Origin of the sequence: Mucilaginibacter sp. UYCu711 (genome assembly GCF_050433825.1) — a bacterium.
GTDB lineage: Bacteria > Bacteroidota > Bacteroidia > Sphingobacteriales > Sphingobacteriaceae > Mucilaginibacter.
On sequence record NZ_JBNPWM010000016.1, the window covers coordinates 1 to 18,061 of the forward strand.

Annotated in this window: 13 protein-coding genes and 1 pseudogene; 8 read left to right on the forward strand and 6 right to left on the reverse strand. The window is 45.3% G+C overall.

Annotated elements, in window-relative coordinates; genetic code table 11:
* Positions 1-255, forward strand: a pseudogene (locus tag ABIB50_RS25465) (alpha-L-fucosidase); the annotation flags it as partial.
* Between the two features lie 53 nt (positions 256-308).
* Positions 309-1,862: a putative Ig domain-containing protein gene (locus ABIB50_RS25470; RefSeq protein WP_429384602.1), complete on the forward strand. Its 1,554-nt coding sequence runs from the start codon at positions 309-311 to the stop codon at positions 1,860-1,862.
* Positions 1,863-1,975: 113 nt separating this feature from the next.
* On the opposite strand, the gene ABIB50_RS25475 is transcribed toward ABIB50_RS25470, so the two are convergent.
* The 4 genes from ABIB50_RS25475 to ABIB50_RS25490 all read right to left on the reverse strand — a co-directional run bounded on the left by ABIB50_RS25475 (position 1,976) and on the right by ABIB50_RS25490 (position 7,106).
* Complete coding sequence (locus tag ABIB50_RS25475) at positions 1,976-3,289, reverse strand: alpha/beta fold hydrolase (protein ID WP_429384604.1); 1,314 nt, start codon at positions 3,287-3,289, stop codon at positions 1,976-1,978.
* A gap of 215 nt (positions 3,290-3,504) precedes the next feature.
* Entirely contained in the window at positions 3,505-4,293 is a 789-nt protein-coding gene (locus ABIB50_RS25480; protein ID WP_429384606.1) for a succinate dehydrogenase/fumarate reductase iron-sulfur subunit, read from the reverse strand.
* Complete coding sequence (locus tag ABIB50_RS25485; RefSeq protein ID WP_429384608.1) at positions 4,293-6,227, reverse strand: fumarate reductase/succinate dehydrogenase flavoprotein subunit; 1,935 nt, start codon at positions 6,225-6,227, stop codon at positions 4,293-4,295. Before ABIB50_RS25485 ends, ABIB50_RS25480 begins: the two co-directional genes overlap by 1 nt.
* A gap of 102 nt (positions 6,228-6,329) precedes the next feature.
* Positions 6,330-7,106, reverse strand: a complete 777-nt coding sequence (locus tag ABIB50_RS25490) for a succinate dehydrogenase cytochrome b subunit (protein WP_429384610.1) — start codon at positions 7,104-7,106, stop codon at positions 6,330-6,332.
* Between the two features lie 196 nt (positions 7,107-7,302).
* Between ABIB50_RS25490 and ABIB50_RS25495 the strand changes: the two genes are divergently transcribed.
* A complete protein-coding gene (locus ABIB50_RS25495) occupies positions 7,303-8,448 on the forward strand; it encodes a TlpA family protein disulfide reductase (protein ID WP_429384612.1) in 1,146 nt (381 codons plus the stop codon).
* Positions 8,449-8,511: 63 nt separating this feature from the next.
* On the forward strand, positions 8,512-9,648 hold the full coding sequence (locus ABIB50_RS25500) for a TlpA family protein disulfide reductase (RefSeq protein ID WP_429384614.1): 1,137 nt from the start codon (positions 8,512-8,514) through the stop codon (positions 9,646-9,648).
* Here the strand turns inward: ABIB50_RS25500 and pdeM are convergent.
* On the reverse strand, positions 9,645-10,337 hold the full coding sequence (gene pdeM, locus ABIB50_RS25505; protein WP_429384616.1) for a ligase-associated DNA damage response endonuclease PdeM: 693 nt from the start codon (positions 10,335-10,337) through the stop codon (positions 9,645-9,647). The two genes, ABIB50_RS25500 and pdeM, sit on opposite strands and share 4 nt — an antisense overlap.
* A 120-nt stretch (positions 10,338-10,457) precedes the next feature.
* Here pdeM and ABIB50_RS25510 point away from each other — a divergent pair, with 120 nt between their 5' ends.
* Positions 10,458-13,367, forward strand: coding sequence for a hypothetical protein (locus ABIB50_RS25510; protein WP_429384618.1), 2,910 nt, complete (start codon positions 10,458-10,460; stop codon positions 13,365-13,367).
* Positions 13,368-13,546: 179 nt separating this feature from the next.
* On the opposite strand, the gene ABIB50_RS25515 is transcribed toward ABIB50_RS25510, so the two are convergent.
* Complete coding sequence (locus ABIB50_RS25515; protein ID WP_429384620.1) at positions 13,547-14,083, reverse strand: ExbD/TolR family protein; 537 nt, start codon at positions 14,081-14,083, stop codon at positions 13,547-13,549.
* A 293-nt stretch (positions 14,084-14,376) separates the two neighbouring features.
* On the opposite strand from ABIB50_RS25515, the gene ABIB50_RS25520 reads away from it, so the two are divergent.
* From ABIB50_RS25520 to ABIB50_RS25530, 3 genes are all read left to right on the forward strand, one after another.
* Positions 14,377-16,875 carry a DPP IV N-terminal domain-containing protein gene (locus ABIB50_RS25520; RefSeq protein ID WP_429384622.1) on the forward strand — a complete coding sequence of 833 codons (2,499 nt, stop codon included), beginning with the start codon at positions 14,377-14,379 and terminating at the stop codon, positions 16,873-16,875.
* Between the two features lie 117 nt (positions 16,876-16,992).
* Positions 16,993-17,703 (forward strand): glycosyltransferase family 2 protein, encoded by a 711-nt coding sequence (locus ABIB50_RS25525; RefSeq protein WP_429384624.1) that lies wholly within the window; start codon positions 16,993-16,995, stop codon positions 17,701-17,703.
* Positions 17,704-17,705: 2 nt separating this feature from the next.
* On the forward strand, positions 17,706-18,053 hold the full coding sequence (locus tag ABIB50_RS25530) for a DUF2304 domain-containing protein (RefSeq protein ID WP_429384627.1): 348 nt from the start codon (positions 17,706-17,708) through the stop codon (positions 18,051-18,053).
* The last annotated feature ends 8 nt before the right edge of the window (positions 18,054-18,061 follow it).

An 18,061-nucleotide genomic window follows, 5' to 3' on the forward strand; every position in this document is an offset into this window, starting at 1 on the left:
TGGGGGCGTTGCACCAAAAAAGTAAACGGCGATAACACCATTTTATACCTGTCGGTTTTTAAATGGCCTGCCGATGGTAAGCTTAATGTACCGGGGTTAAAGAATAAACTTGTTAGCGCAATATTGTTGGCAAATGGCACAGCATTAACAACTTTAGCTGATAAGGACGATTTAATAATTAATGTCCCCGCCCAGGCACCCGACGCTATCGCATCGGTTATAAAAATTGAAGTAAAAGGAAGCCTGGCCAAATAACGTGTACTACAGTATCGGGCGGTGCCGGATCTATAGATTATTAAATTAAGCGTATGACATTCAAAATATTAAAATTAAGCGCTGGTATATTACTATGCGTGCTGACAGTAAAAGCGCAAACTACTGTTACTACTCCGGCAGATAACTCGGCTTATATTTTAACGCCTAAAACCGGGCGGGCACCGCGCATTAACGGCCCTAAAATATTTGGTGTAAGGCCGGGGCACCCTATTGTTTTTACTGTGCCTGTAACCGGTACCCGCCCTATAAAAATTTCGGCTACGGGTTTGCCCGCCGGGGTGAAATTAGACGCGACAACCGGCAGGTTATCCGGTTCTGTTAGCAAAGCCGGCACCTATAACCTGGTGTTTATAGCTAAAAACCCGGCAGGTAGTGCCAAGCGTAATTTTAAACTGGTTGCAGGCGAAGATATTGCTTTGACACCGCCAATGGGCTGGAACAGCTGGAATGTTTATGCTTCAAACGTAACCCAGGAATTGCTGCTGGCCAACGCCAAAGCAATGGTAAGCTCGGGTTTAATTGATCATGGCTGGAGCTATATGAACATTGACGATGTTTGGCAGGGCGAACGCGGCGGTCCGTTTCATGCCATACAACCCAACCTGGCAACTTTCCCTGATATGCAGCGGGCAAGCAATGAAATTCATGGCATGGGTTTAAAAATTGGGATCTACTCTACACCGTGGGTCGAATCATACGGGCACCATATTGGCGGTTCGGCAAATAATTCCGAGGGGACCTTTGAAAAGACCCCGGTTGTAGTGCCACGTAATAAAAAACTAATGCCTTATGCCATTGGCACCTATCAGTTTGTTGATAATGATGTAAAGCAATGGGCCGCCTGGGACATAGATTATCTGAAATACGACTGGAACCCCATTGAAATGCCGGAAACCAAAAAGATGTTTGACGCCTTGCGCAACAGCGGCCGGGATATTGTTTACAGTCTTTCAAACTCCACGCCTTTTGCTACTATTGCCGACTTATCTACCGTATCAAATACATGGCGCACGGGCGGCGATATAAGAGATAGCTGGCCGAGCTTAAAAAGCAGGATCTTTACGCAGGACAAATGGGCGCCATATGAAAAGCCGGGCCATTGGAACGACCCAGACATGATGATAGTGGGCTACTTAGGGTGGGGCAAAGATCTGCACTCAACTAATCTTACACCCGATGAGCAATACACCCACGTTAGTGCCTGGTGCCTGATGTCGGTACCGTTATTATTGGGTTGCGATTTGACCAAGTTGGATGACTTTACTTTGAGTTTATTAACCAATGACGAAGTATTAGCCGTTAACCAGGATACCGCCGGTAAGCAAGCAACGGTAATATCCAAACAAGGCGACAACGGTATAATGGCCAAAACTACAGAAGATGGCACAATAGCTGCCGGTATGTTTAACCTGGGCGATAATGGAAAACAACAAATCACTTTAAACTGGGCCGACCTAAAACTAACCGGCAAATACATCGTGCGTGACTTATGGCGACAAAAGGACCTTGGTACTTTTAACGGAGAGTTTAAAGCTGATGTTAACCAGCATGGCGTAGTAATGATAAGTTTACGCAAAGCCAAATAAGCATGCTGATGCCGGAGGTCAAGGGTTCGGATGCTGTCATTCTTTCTTGTCGGCACACACGGAGATGCCTGCAGTCTCCAACCCACTATACGACGTAGTCCGAAGTTTGTAACTTATTTAGATTGCTTGTCAAAAAACTCCTTTAGCACCTGGTTAAACAGGTTAGGACTTTCGTAAGCGCCATAATGCGTTGCGCCGGGCATAATAAACAATTGGCCGTGGGGTAGATGCTTATATATCTCAAGCGTGTGGGTAAGCTGGATTGCATCCCTATCGCCCGACATGATCATTGCCGGAACCGAGATCTTATTTAGTTTAGCAAAGGCGATGTTTGGATATTTCGCCATCAGCATGTTTAACTTTTTTGCTTTGGGGTCGGTGCTGTTTTTAGAAGCATCAACCACACCGCGGTATATTTCTGGTAGTAAGGCAGTACTGTCAGCCTGGATATTAGCGCCCCAGGTTGCCAGTTTTCTTACTTTGTCCGGATGTTCCATCGCTAAAATCAGGCCGATGATACCACCATCGCTTTGTCCCCAGATATAAGCCGAGTCTATATGTAATACATTCAAAAGCTTATTTATATCATCCGTCATCAGGTCATAGGTAAGTTCTTGATTTGCGTCGCCTGACCTGCCCTGTGCGCGGCTATCAACAGCAATTACTTTATAAAACTGCTTAAAATAACTTATGCGTGCCGAATGCCCCTTGATAGAACCACCATTACCATGCAGCAACAATAAAGGTTTGCCTTGCCCGTATACCTCGTAATACAGTTTTATACCGTTAACATCAGCATAACCACCGGCGCTATCATTTTTGCCATAGTCTACGTGATTTGCGTCTATCCTGAGAGCGCCTTTTCCTATTGCTGCATCCTTTTGGTCCTGCTGAAAGCTAACCCCGTCAAAATTCATTGGGGCAGATGGTGTACCGGCCACCCATGGCGACAGGTCGGCATTTTCAAAGCCACCGTTTGGCAGGGCCAACTTTTCGTACTTGCCGGCACTTGTTTCAACGCTTAAATTAAAATCATCAAAAAAGAAACTCCCGTTATTTTTACAATAGCCGCCTAACTGTAATGTCTTTGCTGTAGCATCTAACGGTCCTTCAACCGTAGCTTGCTGCCAGGTTTTACGTTTGATCATATTAGCATGAAAGTCATTCCGGAAGCCGGGGCTGTTATCCTTTTTCTTAACCAGGGTGATTATGTTACACTCCGCGGAATCTGAACCTGATACTTTAACAAAAGCCGTTAGGCGCATTTTTTTACCGGCATATTGCGCTACGTTAATTTCGCGCGTGAAGAAGGCGTAGTTGGTAACAGATGGTGCGGGTGCATTTTGGGCGTTTACCATTGGTGCGGTTATGCCCAGCATTAATATTGATGCAATAAGAATAGCGTGTTTCTTAAACGTCGGCTTCATTGTGCTTTAACTTATTTACGGTTTAACAATAATAACCCGCGTTAACTGAACCGCCGGTCGGGATTAAAAGACAATGGAATTTTTAGAATGTTGCATGGGGCCCACCGTTGTCAGAAGTTTATGACTCCGGACGAATATGCGGTAGTGTAATTACAGCACAAAAAAAGGCCCCCGATATATCAGGAGCCTTTTCCAATCATTGTGAGTCTTAAATATTATTCGCCGCCATCACCGCCATGCACGCTTTCCTCGTGGAATAGTTTAGCGCTGAAGAAGTCGTTGTTCATGCGTGATATATTGGTCAGCGTAATTTCTTTAGGGCATTCTGCTTCGCAGGCACCGGTGTTGGTACAGTTACCAAACCCTTCTTCGTCCATTTGGGCTACCATGGCTTGTACACGGCTGTAGCGCTCGGGCTGGCCCTGTGGCAACATACCCAATTGCGATACCTTAGCCGATACAAACAGCATAGCCGAAGCGTTTTTACAAGCTGCCACGCAAGCGCCGCAACCTATACAGGTGGCCGAGTTGAAAGCCTCGTCGGCAATTACTTTAGGGATAGGGATAATATTGGCATCGGGCACACCACCGGTATTTACCGATACGTAACCGCCGGCCTGCTGGATCCTGTCGAACGCCGCACGGTCAACCGCCAGGTCCTTTATAACCGGGAACGCCGCCGCGCGCCATGGCTCAATGGTGATCGTTTCGCCATCATGGAAGCTGCGCATATGCAGCTGGCAAGTGGTTATGGCGCGCTTAGGGCCATGCGGGCGTCCGTTAATATATAACGAGCACATACCGCAAATACCTTCGCGGCAATCATGGTCGAAATGGATAGGCTCATCACCTTTTAAGGTAAGGCCCTCATTCACCACATCCAGCATTTCCAGGAATGACATATCCGGCGAGATATTCTCGGCTGGGTATGTTACCATTTTGCCAGCAGAATTGGCATCTTTCTGTCTCCACACCTTTAGTGTCAAGTTCATATTACCGCTCATTATTTGTAACTCCTTTGTGTTGGGTGAACAAATTCAAAATCTAAATTCTCTTTATGTAGTTCCTCCGGCTGATTCTCGCCTTTGTATTGCCATGCACCAACGAACGAGAATACCTCATCATTACGCATTGCTTCGCCTTCCGGAGTTTGCGACTCTAAACGGAAGTGGCCGCCGCATGATTCACTACGCATCAACGCGTCGTCAACCATCAGCTCACCTAATTCAATGAAATCGGCAACGCGCCCGGCTCTTTCTAACGAAGCATTTACTTCATCATTCGCGCCAACTACTAAAGCGTTTTTCCAGAACTCAGCCTTTAAAGCTTGTATCAATCCTTTGGCTTTGGTCAGGCCTTCGGCAGTACGCGCCATTCCGCAATATTCCCACATAATGTGGCCAAGGTCGCGGTGGTATTCGTTTACCGTTTTAGTGCCTTTAAGCGCCAGTAATGTCGCTATCCTATCCGTAACATCCTTTTTAGTTTGCGCGAACGCGGGGTGGCTGGCATCAACCGGTTTCGGGCCGATGGTGGCTAAATAATCGCCTAAAGTATATGGGATAACAAAATAACCATCAGCCAACCCCTGCATCAATGCCGAGGCACCTAAACGGTTTGCACCGTGGTCGCTGAAGTTACACTCGCCCAAAGCATAAAGGCCCGGTACGTTGGTGCTTAAGTTATAATCAACCCAAAGGCCGCCCATGGTATAATGCACGGCAGGGTAAATACGCATTGGCTGGGTGTATGGGTCCTCGTTGGTAATTTGATAGTACATATCAAACAGGTTACCATATTTTGCAGCTACAGCTGGCTGGCCAAGGCGGTTTATCGCGTCGGCAAAGTCAAGGAACACGGCAAAGCCTGATGCACCTACACCACGGCCATCGTCAACCATTTCTTTAGCGTTACGTGATGCCACGTCGCGCGGAACAAGGTTACCAAATGATGGGTATTTACGCTCTAAGAAATAATCGCGGTCGTCCTCTGCAACCTGCGCGGCTGTGATTTGTTTAGTGCGTAGTTTCTCGGCAGTCTCTGTAGTTTTTGGCGCCCAAACACGTCCGTCGTTACGTAACGATTCAGACATCAGCGTTAGCTTGCTCTGGTGATCGCCCGATACCGGGATACAGGTTGGGTGGATTTGGGTATAACAAGGGTTAGCAAAAAAGGCACCGCGTTTATGTGCGCGCCAGGCTGCTGTAACGTTTGATCCGATGGCGTTTGTCGACAAGTAAAACACGTTACCATAACCGCCGGTACATAACAATACCGCGTGGCCGGTATGTGTATCTATCTCGCCGGTTATCAAGTTACGGGTTATGATACCTTTTGCCTGGCCGTCAACTGTAACCACATCCAGCATTTCGCTGCGGGTGTACATTTTAACTTTGCCTTTATGGATCTGGCGGTTTAATGCCGAATAAGCGCCTAATAATAATTGTTGTCCCGTTTGGCCCCTCGCATAAAACGTACGCGACACTTGGGAGCCACCGAATGAACGGTTATCCAGCAAGCCGCCGTATTCGCGGGCAAATGGTACACCTTGTGCAACGCATTGGTCTATGATATTTACAGATACTTCGGCCAAACGATAAACGTTGCCTTCGCGGGCGCGGTAATCTCCCCCTTTAATGGTATCGTAAAACAGGCGGTAAACACTGTCGCCGTCGTTTTGGTAATTTTTAGCAGCGTTAATACCACCCTGTGCAGCAATAGAGTGCGCACGGCGCGGGCTATCCTGGAAACAAAACGCTTTTACGTTATAACCCAGCTCGCCTAACGACGCAGCAGCCGACGCACCTGCCAAACCCGTTCCTACAACTATAATGTCGTATTTACGCTTGTTGGCCGGGTTAACCAGCTTTAAGTTAAATTTATGCTTGCTCCATTTTTCGGCTAATGGGCCCTGCGGAATTTTAGCATCTAAACTCATTTCTTTTATTTACGATTTTAGATTTAAGAGTTACGATTTAGTTTTTTGAATTGGATCAATTCGTAAATCTGAAGTCGTAATTCGTAAATCATATTTAACTCACTATTTAAAAAAATAATACACTATCGGCATCAGGGCAAAGGCCGCGGGGATAATAACCGCGAAGAACCAGGTGCCGATAAACTTAACCACCGGGCTGTATTTTCTATGCGTCCACCCTAATGTCTGGAATGCGCTTTGGAAACCATGCAGCAGGTGGAATGATAATGTACCCATTGCAATAACATACAATATCAAATACCATACGTTATGGAAACTGGTTGAAACCAACGCGTGGATGTCCTTAACCCTAACAATTTCTATATTACCTTCGGTGGTTGATGAATGTTCGAAATTTGGGTCGGTGGGTGTAAAGTCGGTAACCGTGGTTACGTTGCTTAACACATCGGTACGGTACTCTTTATAGCCAACATTATGGGTAAACTTGTAGTTATACCAAAAATCTTTCATGTGTACCACGACGAAGAAAAACAGGATAGCCCCAAGCAGGCCCATATTTTTTGACGACCATGATGCCGGCGATTTTGTTGCCGATGCATAAGCTACCGGCCTTGCCTTGCGGTTGTTAATGGTTACTACCAATCCGTAAAACGCGTGTAACAGGATAGAGAAGTACAGCAGGTAAGCTATAACCTCTATCGGCGGGAAATGCGTAAGGAAGTTGGCATAAACGTTAAAACCATAACCGTCGTCGTTTTTAAACAGGAACAGGTTACCGCCTACGTGTACAATGATGAATGTACACAAAAACAAGCCTGTTAAAGCCATTATAAGCTTTTTGCCCAGCGATGAGTTAAAGGTTTGTTTAATTTCGCTCATTATTTTATTGTAAATGAAAATTTAGGCAAAAGTATTTATTAAATACCAAAAGATAGAAATGCATTTTATTAAATAGCGGTCAATTAGCTATTTAGAAACAATCTAAAGGAATGTGTTTTTACTGTAAAATTTTGAACGTACATTTGCCTGTAGTGGTAAATATGCTACTTTAGTAAAAACCAATACCCCTGTCACTATGAAATATGTATGCGTTGTTTTTTTAGTCCTGTTATTTACAGCCTGCAAACACTCGCAAAGCGGGCAAATTGAAATTACCGGCACTGCCGATGGTGTAAATTTTGGCAATGTTATTATCAGGGACCAGGCAAATGCCCCCGTTTTCAGAGCTGATATAACTGCCGGCAAATTTAATCTGAAAGAGTTTTTACAGTATGCCGGTTACTATAAAATGATCTATGCATCAAGCGCTACCCGTGGCGGCACCCGCGAGGTCGAGGTTTATCTTGAACCGGGTACCTATTCTATCGACATCGATCAGCAAAAAATAAACGATTACCCTTATATCACCGCGTCATCGCCATTACAAACGCAGCTATCTGCTTTTAACGCCATCAGGGACACCGCCCGGCACGAGGCACATAATAAAGCCATTGACATCACGAAGCAGATGCAGCAGTTAAGCGATACCGAGATCAAATCAACCACGCAAATTGGCAGGCTTAGCGAGTTGCAGGCAAAACAGCTGCAGGCCAACCAGATAGATGAGTTTGCAGTTTACAAAGAGTTTATGACCAAATACCCGGATAATGCTATAGCCGGGCATTTAATGAAGGCTTTGCCCTATCAGGATAACCCAGTTGCTTATTACGCTATCTTCCAGAAATTTAGTGTGCTGGCCAAAAACAGCGATGACGGTAAAGAGCTGGAAGTAAAGTTAAAAGGCTTGGCCAAGCTGGCACCCGGAAGCCCGGCACCCGATATTGCAGGCACCACACCCGATGGTAAACCATTAGATATTAAGGCCCTGCACAAAAAAATAATACTGCTGGATTTTTGGCGCTCAACCAATGGATCAAGCCGCGATAACCACGAAGAACTGCTAAAAACAATGGTGCCGCAACTACGCTCGAAAGGGTTTGGGGTGATCAGTGTGTCGTTAGATACTGACAGGGTAAAATGGGAGCAAGCCATCGCTTCCGACAGAATGGATTGGACACAGATCTCGGACCTTAAGGGCGACGAGTCGCCAAATGCCGGTACCTGGGGTATTAAAAGCATTCCTACCTATTATCTTTTGGACGGCAACGGAAAAATAATTGCCCGCGTTCCGGAGTTTGTGGAAATTGGCGCGGCTATTTCTGATTACCTGTCAAAACATTAATTACTAATTTTTTAGTTTCCGGATATTTTATTATAATTTGGTGATACCAATTTACCTGTCACCATGAAATATTTTCTCCTGCTTTTAATTGCTTCGGTATTTGCCGGCTGTACCGGTAATGATATCGAGATAAACGGTACTGCCGATGGTATAACCGACGCTACAATAATTCTTAAGGACGGCTCCGGGCAAACAATATCAGGAGTTAATATAAAGGGCGGCACGTTCCATGTCCCCAAAACGCACCTGGATTATCCCGGTTACGGCTCCCTGATCTTTTCAAGGCCGGGCGAGGATGACCTGAGTTTTGAGCTATATCTTGAACCCGGATTATACACTGTTAAATTAGATAAAGCGAAATTAAACAGCTATCCGCAGGTAACATCAAATTCACCAATCCAAAATCAATTATCAGACTACAAGCTTTTATTTGAGAAAATGAGTTGGGATGCCAATCAAAAAGTAAAGGCGCTCGAAGAGAAATTTCAACAAGCGGTCAGATCCACTCCGGGTTGGGGTGACAGCACCACTGCCTTATCTAATCGTGTCGAAACTGAACGGAAAGATTTAACCGATGTTAGCTGGCGGGTTCTATTGGCTTATATCAATAAATACCCTCAAAATGATATTGCGGCCCATATGATGCAAAGCATGAGTATGGATCTTAACCCTACGGCCTATTATAACGTTTACCAAAAGTTTAGCCCAGCCCAAAAAAATAGCGACGAAGGTAAAGATATAGGCGAAAGGCTAAAAGCGCTTATCCGGTTAAAACCAGGTGCAATGGCACCAACAATTGCCGGCACCATGCCTGACGGTAAGCCGTTCAACTTAAAATCGCTACACAAAAAATTAATATTGGTCGAGTTTTGGAAGGCTGGCAATTTCCAAAGCCGCCTAAACCACCAGGCTATGTTCAAAAATCCGCCGCCGTTATTTATGCATTTTAATGATCTGGGTATTGTAAGTATATCATTTGATAAAAAGCGCGACTGGTGGTTAGGCTCTATGCGTGATGATAAACTAACCTGGCCACAGTTATCTGATCTGAAAGGCACCGATTCGCCTAACTTCACTAATTGGGATATCCAAAATTTGCCAACTTATTGGTTATTGGATGGCACCGGCCATATTATAGAACGCGATCTGCAATTGAGCGAGATAAGCATAGTAGCAGCCAAATATCTTAAAGACCATTAAGCAATAGCCATTACTTTATCCTTAAGCACAGCGAAAATGCGGTCGGTTGCTATGCTGCGGATGGCTACCCTGCCCGTAAACCTGCCGAAGGATGGCAGGATACCCTGCCTTTTCCCAAACGCGAAACAAGGCAATGTTAAGCTTTGCCGGCCCTTACCTTTTAAGTTTACGCCCGGGTGGATATGCCCGCAAAGTACATAGCCTTTTAGCTCATTTAATTCTGTTTCGCTTTGCGGATGGTGCAGCATCAGGAAAGGCGCCATTAAAAGCGAGGAATGCAATTCTATGTTTAGCTGATGATAATGATCATCGTGCACAATATCATGGTTACCACGGATCAGGATAATGCGCAGTTTAGGGAACTGTTGCCGCCACAATCTTAACCACTCCCAATCGGCATTCATATCGCTGTGGAACAGGTCGCCAAGGAACAATAATTTTTCGGGGCGATATTCATGGATCAGGTCGGATAATACGGCCAGGTCATCCTGCTCCATATCCCGCGGAACAGCAATCCCTGCTTTACGGAAATGACCCACCTTACCCAAATGCACATCCGCAGCAATTAATGCTTTTTCCTGCTGCCAGTAAATAGCCCGTTGGGGTGTCAATAAAAGATCCTGGTCTAAAAGTTTAAAAGCAGTAGCCGCACTCATCGTCATAATTAGTGCAAAAGTAGTAAAAGGCATTTCATTGTTCTATAAAATCCTACTATAGCGATGGGTTTGAAACCCATCGCTACGGAAATAGCTGCCAGATTTTTTTATCGGCATATCAATAACCAAAACTTCTTCCTACTTTTAAATGCAATGAAAAAATTCCCTGCCTTATTAATTTGTATCGCACTGCTACAAACCATTTGTGCCAACGCGCAAACTATTGATCCGGATAGTGCGGCGTTTGCATTAATTAAACTCAAACAACAGCAAAACACACTTTTACACGCACCGCCGGCAACAGGCGCTGCAAAGGTTAAACAGATCAGTCAATTGCTACGATGGGGTGTATGGGATAAAGCCTGGAAATTAATCAATACAGGGCCTGTTACCGCTGATATCCGCTTGCTGAAAGCTGATTATTTGATCCTTCATAATGATTACCCTGCTGCCGAGACCGAAGTAACCACCGTACTTAAAACCGCACCAAATAATTTAAAGGCCTTACAGTTAAAAGCCACATTACAAATCCAGGCATGGAAACTGCCGCAGGCCATTATCACCTGTAAAAATATCTTAAAAGCCAGCCCTGCGTCGGAGGCTACAGAATTGATAATGGGCCGGGCCTTATTGCTGCAAAAGAAATATCCTGAAGCCTTAGCCATCGCCAAAAAAATAGAGAAGCAAAACGCAGTGAATGCCGGGGCCTACCAATTGGAGGCTGACGTTTATTTCTGGGATCAGCACCCCGAGCAGGCGGAAGCGCCTTTAAAAAGATCGTTAGCTATCGACCCATATAATGCCGATGCCCGTTTTAGCTATGGCTATGCTATTTGGCGCCGGGTTGATGCTACACAGTTAAACGCCATGGCGGCGCAATGGGAAGTCGCGTTAGCAATTAACCCGCTGCATTTTGCTACGCACTGGCATTGGGGCAATGGGCATACCAACCTAACTTATGCCGATTACGCGCAGAAGGATGATGACGAGGTACGCCGTGCATTAGAAAAAGCCGATGCCCTGTTCAGCGCTAATAAAATTGATGAGTCTATCGCCTACACGCGTACCGTGCAGCAACAATACCCAACATCAGTATTGCCGCTGATGCACCGCGGATCGCTTTATTACAGTGCGTTTGATATGGACCGCAAGCTTCGGTTAGATTCTGCAGAAAATATTTTCAGGCAGATCCTGTTACGCAAAAAAAATTACGGGCCGGCGCATAATGGTTTATCTGCCGTAATAAAATCAAAGCGGATCCCTTACCTGTCCATTTATGATTCGGTAACCAGGGTACTGCAAAATGTAAAGATCACGGATATGAAAAACTTCGAGCAGGTTTTCCCTGATGTATCTTATTATCCGGGTACGCTGGCAAAAGCTATGGTTTGGAACCAATTATACGCCGCTACGGTTTATTTCCCGTTCCTGTCTAAGCAGAACAGGTCGTTCAGGGTATCGCCGTTGCATATTGATCTGGCTATTACAATGCGTTCGCCAAGTTTTAGGTATACCACCACGTTTGATAACAGGCAATGGATGGATATCCGTGGGGTAGGCAGTGGCTGTGCCGATATGGAATATGTGGAGCGCGGCGCTTACGAAGAGCGGAATGTGGTGCTGCACGAGTACACGCACCTTTTTCATCAAACCGTATTAACTGATGACGAAGTACGGCAGATAAGAAAGCATTATTATACGGCGATGGCAGAGCACCGCACACTTGATTATTACTCGCAAAATAACGAGCATGAGTATTTCGCACAGGTATACCCTGCTTACTTTGAACCGGTAAAGGTGCACCCGCTGGATTTTAAATCGATGAATACATCCAGCGACCTAAAGACAAAGGACCCCGGCATGTACGCCTTTCTTGATAAGCTGGTTAAAAAGCAACGTGCCTACCTTGCCGGCGATAAAAGCGCCATGGCTGATAACTGGGCGCAAGTGTATTTAAATTTAAGCGGCGGACGGCGTGGAGGGCCTAATGCAAAAGCAGCGAGTTACCTTGATACCTCGTTAATGTACGATAGCAAATACCTGCCAACTTACCTGGCTTACTCGCGGTTGAAAATGGCAGAAAAAGATTTTGTCGCCGCAATACAATGGCAGGAAAAAGCCATGGCTATAAATCCTAAATATGCTCCAACTTATGTGGCCCATGCCGACCTGGTGGCCGCGCTTTACGATGCTAAACTCTTAACCCAAAAAGCAGCGATTGAACAGCAGGCGGAGCATTTAAATAAGGCTTATCATTTGGAAGACGATTACCAGGAACTTGCCGCTATTAACAGCCAGCTGCGCGATATGTACCGCCGTAACGGGCAAATAGCTGATGCTATCGCGATAGCAGATGAGTATGCAAAAAACGGCGCAACTGTATCAACCTACCTACGCGATCAGCGTGATGATGCGGTGGCTTATGTGGCCTCATTGAGATCGGAGCTGGGTTATCCTGAACAAGTTGCTACACTACAGCGCCTGGTTGAGCAAAAACCACAAAACTATAATTACCGTGCCTTATATGCCGATGCGTTGTCGAACAATAAACAATATACTAAAGCAATTGAAACCTTACAACAGGCCCAGCACATACTAAGATCAAGCGGCAATGGTAACCCGGGTTTTGACTTGCAAATAGCCGAGTTTTATAATGCGCTTGGTCAAATGGATTCGGTAACCAAGTACCTGCCGGTAGCAACTCGTATTGCCGGCCGTGGCGGGCGCAATAATAATGATGTGCTGCGCTATGCGCGGCTGCAGGCCGCAACGGGCGATACCGATAAAGCGATGCATATGACATTCGGTCTAAATACAGGTACCGACAATGCTTTATTGAGCGACTATCAATATACGCTCGGCATAATAAACGAGGGTCATAACGACGCCTTTGTAGCTAAAAATTATGAGTCGGCTATCGCCTATAACCCCTACCTGTTTAAGGTTTATCCGTTGCTTATTACTTATTACAACAACAGCGGCCAGCCAGCTAAAGCGGCGGCGTTACGTACAAGCCTTAAGAATCTAAAAATACAACCGGGGCCGGGTATTGGGGTGCTGTAGAATACTTGCAACCCTATTTGTCATTCTGAGCATAGCGAAGAATCTTATACACTTAACAGGTCGATAATAAGCATGGTTTAGAAGATTCTTCGCTACCGCTCAGAATGACAACTCTCTTTAATAAAAAAGCCACCCCAATTTCTGAGGCGGCTCCGCTTTCAAGGTTTAGGTAGGGTCAATTAGTTATAAATATTATCGCGCTTTAAAAGGTTAACCTCGCCGGGGGTGATATCAACTATCGCGCGTCTTTCGTTATTGGTGATGTTTAGCTCATCCATCAGGTTAACCACGTTGGCATAGTTTGATTTATCGCTGGGTTTTATCAGTACCACCATATCCTTACCCTGCTCGCGTTTTATCCGGGCGCTTTGTTCAAGCAGCGCTTTACGTATCCCGTTCTTGCCGAACCCATCTACAGCAGGCGCGGTCAATGATTTACCCGGCAAGCCTATATACCATTCTAATTTATCATTAGCGCCTATCAGTACTGTCATGGTGCGCGACTCGGGGACGCCGCCTACTACGTCGCCTTCTTTATCAGGCATTGTAAGCGCCATAACATTCGGCTTTTGCAGCGTGGTTGTTAATATAAAAAAGGTAATGAGCAGGAAAGCCAGGTCAACCATCGCCGTCAAGTCTACCCGTATTGCTTTTTTGGTGCTTCTAACACGGCCGCTGTTTCCGTTAGCGGCGGGTTTGGTTTCTAATTCTGCCATAACTTTAGGTTTTATGCCAAAAGGCGGTTAATAATTTAGGTTGATTATAAATTAAAGGTAACTCTTTTATTTATTAAATGCAACCTAATTGCATTTTGTTTTTTAAAGATTATTTTCATTCATTTTCGGCTTACCAGATATCATAAACCAATCATCCATGTAACATCTCTGCTATGTTAATATGCCAAAGCCACCTTGCACCTGGTGGCTTTTTGTTTACACCTTCTTTTTTCTATTTTTAGGGAGTGAAATAATTTCGCTGCTGATCTCAAAAAAACGCTTATCCAATTTATATGAAGAAATTTTACTTCTCTGTTCTGTTTGCATTAGTGCTGCTACAGGTTAAGGCGCAGGCACCCGTTGCGGCTTCGGCTCCGCCAAAAGGCAACTACATGCTGGCATCAAAATTTAACGCCGATAAACTGCGCAAGATGGTATTCTCGCAGGCGGTTGATCCGCACTGGCTGAAGCTGACCAACCGTTTTTGGTATGTGTACGAAACCAGTGAGATAAAGAGCTGGTATATCGTTGATCCCGCTACGCGAAAAAAAACAAGGATGTTTGATAACGACAAACTGGCTGCCGAAATAACCCTGATTGTTAAGGACCCCTTTGACGCGCAGCACCTGCCCATAGAGAACTTGAAGTTCACCAATAACGAAAAATCAATACAGTTTGAGCTGAAAAGTACCATTGACGTGGTGAAGAAGGACCGCAAGGATAAAAAGGCTGCCGACTCGCTGGAGAAGAAAACCTTTTACTTTACCTACGATCTGCAAAACAATAAACTGGCCGAGCTGAAGGATTTTAATAAGGTTAAACCAAAACCTATCTGGGCATCAATAGCGCCGGATAGTTCGGCAATTGTATTCTCTAAAAACTTTAACCTGTACTGGATGGATAAAGAGAACTACAAAAAAGCCGTGAAGAACGAAGACGACAGCACCATTGTAGACCACCAGCTAACAAAGGACGGTATTGAATTTTATGCCTATGGCAGCGGCCGCGGCGATGACGAGAGCGTTACCGATAAAAAAGCCAACAAGAAACGCAGGCCGGCAGGTGTGCTATGGTCGCCCGACTCGAAATACTTCGTAATGGAGCGTAACGACCAGCGCAAGGTAAAGGACCTATGGGTAATAAACAGCATTGCCGAACCGCGCCCTACCCTGCAAACTTACAAGTACCTGATGCCGGGCGAGAAAGAAACCCCTACCAGCGAAATGTTGCTGTTTGACTTCGGCGCAAAAACGTTTAAGAAACTGAATATATCGATATTTAAGGACCAGTCGATAGGCGTATGGCAGGCCCCTGCTACCGCCAGGAGCCGCGACGACGAGTTTAAGCCAAATGTATGGCTGGGTACTGCGGATAAGTTCTATTTCTACCGCATGGGCCGCGATTTGAAGCGACTGGACGTTTGTAACGTTGACATACATACCGGCAAAATAAACGTACAGGCTGACGAGCGCATGAATACTTATGTAGAGATCTCGACCCCTGGCCTGATCAGCGGCGGTAAAGAGTTGATTGAATGGAGCGAACGCGACGGCTGGGCACATTTTTATTTGTATGATGATGCCGGTAAAATGAAGAACCGCATTACATCAGGCGCTTTCCATTGCGATGACATTGTGCGTATTGACGAGAAGAACCGGGTGTTGTACTTCACGGCATCGGGCCGTGAGCCGGGCGAGAGCCCTTACTATGTGCACCTGTACCGTATCAACCTGGATGGCAGCGGCCTTAAGCTGTTAAACCCGGGCAACTTTAACCACGGCAGTAATATCAATGACGGGCCGAGCTATTTTGTAGATAACTTTTCGAGAGTTAACGCGGGTCCAAAATCGGCTTTGTATGATAATACGGGCAGCAAAATAATGGACCTTGAAACCGCCGACCTGTCAAGGTTAATGGCGACAGGCTATAAGTTCCCCGAGCCCTTTAAAATTAAGGCTGATGATGGCATTACCGACCTTTACGGCGTAATGTACAAGCCTTATGATTTTGACCCGACACGCAAATATCCTATCATAGAATATGTTTATCCCGGCCCGCAAACTGAAGCTGTAAACAGCGGCTTCAGCGTAAGCGCAGCCAGCATGAACTATGTAGACCGATTGGCACAGTTAGGCTTTATCGTTGTTAGCGTAGGTAACCGCGGCGGCAGCCCCGAGCGATCTAAATGGTATCATAACTACGGCTATGGCAATTTACGGGATTATGGCCTGGCCGACAAAAAATCAGCAGTTGAGCAACTGGCAGACCGCTTTAACTTTATTGATATTACCAGGGTGGGTATTACCGGCCACTCGGGTGGTGGTTTTATGAGTGCTGCCGCGATGTTTGTGTATCCTGATTTTTATAAGGTGGCGGTATCCGAATCGGGCAACCACGATAACGCGGTATACAACAGTTGGTGGAGCGAGAAGCATAACGGCATTAAGGAAGTAATTACTGCCAAAGGCGACACAACCTTCCAATACACCATTGATAAAAACCCTGATATCGCCAAAAACCTTAAAGGTAACCTGATGCTATCAACCGGCGAAATTGATAATAACGTAAACCCGGCCAATACCGTAAGGGTAATAAACGCGTTGGTAAAAGCCAACAAACGTTTTGAATATGTATTGTTACCCGGCCAACGCCACGCTTATGGCGATATGAGCGAATACTTCTTCTGGCGTAAAGCTGATTACTTTGTACAACACCTGCTTGGCGATTTCTCGCAACCCGTGGATATTATGGAAATGACCAGGGAAGTGGAAATGAATGGGAAGCGGAAATAAACCTCAGCCCAACCCCTCTCCTTTGGAGAGGGGCTATTAAAAATAGATTTGGCCCGTAATTTTGTTGCGGGCCTTTTTTAGTTAGATTTACTATCAGATTTTTTTTACCCCTGCCTGATGCTAAAGCGATTACTCATCATCATTCCGTGTTATAATGAACAGGCATCGTTACCGGCGTTGCTTGCAGAATTGATTGAGGTAAAAATTCCGGGGTATGTAATAATCCCAGTGGTGGTTAATGATTGTTCCACAGATGATACTTCCGCTATCGCCCGGCAACAGCAAATAAAGGTTATTGATCTGCCCATTAATCTGGGCATAGGTGGTGCGGTACAAAGCGGGTTATTATATGCAGCGCAATATAATTTTGACCTGGCTGTACAAATGGATGGCGATGGCCAACATCCGCCCAAGGAATTGGTCAAGCTGTTAAGCTGTTATGAAAATAGTAATGCCAACCTGGTTATCGGCTCACGGTTTATCGAGAAGGAAGGGTTCCAATCGTCGTTTACCCGCAGACTGGGTATTGGGTATTTTTATTGGCTCAACAAGGCGTTTACCGGGTTAAATATTTATGACAGCACATCGGGTTTCCGCTTGTTTGACAGAAAGGCTATTGAACTGGCATCGGTTGATTATCCTGACGAATACCCTGAGCCGGAATCATTAGTGTATTTCGCTAAAGCCGGGTTTCGCATAAAAGAAACCCCGGTAATAATGGCAAGCCGTGTTGGTGGCCAATCATCTATCAGAAATTTTGCTTCTTTGTATTATTGTATAAAAGTTAGCTTGGCTATGCTTTTTTCTGCAATCCGTAAAATCCAATAACTATGGCCCGTATCCAAATCATCACCATAATAACCAGCCTGCTGTTCCTCCTTTATATTTCAAGGCTGATAATAAAAGGCAAGCTACGCGAAGAATATGCCATAGTATGGTGTGTATGCACTGTGGTACTGGTTATCTTTTCTTTCTGGCGAAGCGGGTTAGAGGTAATGTCGAAGCTATTCGGCGTGTACGAGGCGCCCAACCTGGTATTTACGGCCTGTATTTTTGCTATCCTTATTTATTTATTGCACCTAAGTGTAGTGGCCTCAAAACTGCATAAGCAGAATAAACAAATGGCGCAGGATATAGCCTTGCTCAAGGAAAAAGTATATAACACAAAAAAAGATTAAAATAAATT

Bases quoted from the DNA above. Each gene is read 5' to 3' on its own strand.
- ABIB50_RS25515 (WP_429384620.1), bottom strand. From the start codon at position 14,083: ATGGCAGAATTAGAAACCAAACCCGCCGCTAACGGAAACAGCGGCCGT.
- ABIB50_RS25525 (WP_429384624.1), top strand. From the start codon at position 16,993: ATGCTAAAGCGATTACTCATCATCATTCCGTGTTATAATGAACAGGCA.
- ABIB50_RS25480 (WP_429384606.1), bottom strand. From the start codon at position 4,293: ATGAGCGGTAATATGAACTTGACACTAAAGGTGTGGAGACAGAAAGAT.
- ABIB50_RS25520 (WP_429384622.1), top strand. From the start codon at position 14,377: ATGAAGAAATTTTACTTCTCTGTTCTGTTTGCATTAGTGCTGCTACAG.
- pdeM (WP_429384616.1), bottom strand. From the start codon at position 10,337: ATGCCTTTTACTACTTTTGCACTAATTATGACGATGAGTGCGGCTACT.
- ABIB50_RS25490 (WP_429384610.1), bottom strand. From the start codon at position 7,106: ATGAGCGAAATTAAACAAACCTTTAACTCATCGCTGGGCAAAAAGCTT.
- ABIB50_RS25510 (WP_429384618.1), top strand. From the start codon at position 10,458: ATGAAAAAATTCCCTGCCTTATTAATTTGTATCGCACTGCTACAAACC.
- ABIB50_RS25530 (WP_429384627.1), top strand. From the start codon at position 17,706: ATGGCCCGTATCCAAATCATCACCATAATAACCAGCCTGCTGTTCCTC.
- ABIB50_RS25475 (WP_429384604.1), bottom strand. From the start codon at position 3,289: ATGAAGCCGACGTTTAAGAAACACGCTATTCTTATTGCATCAATATTA.
- ABIB50_RS25470 (WP_429384602.1), top strand. From the start codon at position 309: ATGACATTCAAAATATTAAAATTAAGCGCTGGTATATTACTATGCGTG.
- ABIB50_RS25495 (WP_429384612.1), top strand. From the start codon at position 7,303: ATGAAATATGTATGCGTTGTTTTTTTAGTCCTGTTATTTACAGCCTGC.
- ABIB50_RS25500 (WP_429384614.1), top strand. From the start codon at position 8,512: ATGAAATATTTTCTCCTGCTTTTAATTGCTTCGGTATTTGCCGGCTGT.
- ABIB50_RS25485 (WP_429384608.1), bottom strand. From the start codon at position 6,227: ATGAGTTTAGATGCTAAAATTCCGCAGGGCCCATTAGCCGAAAAATGG.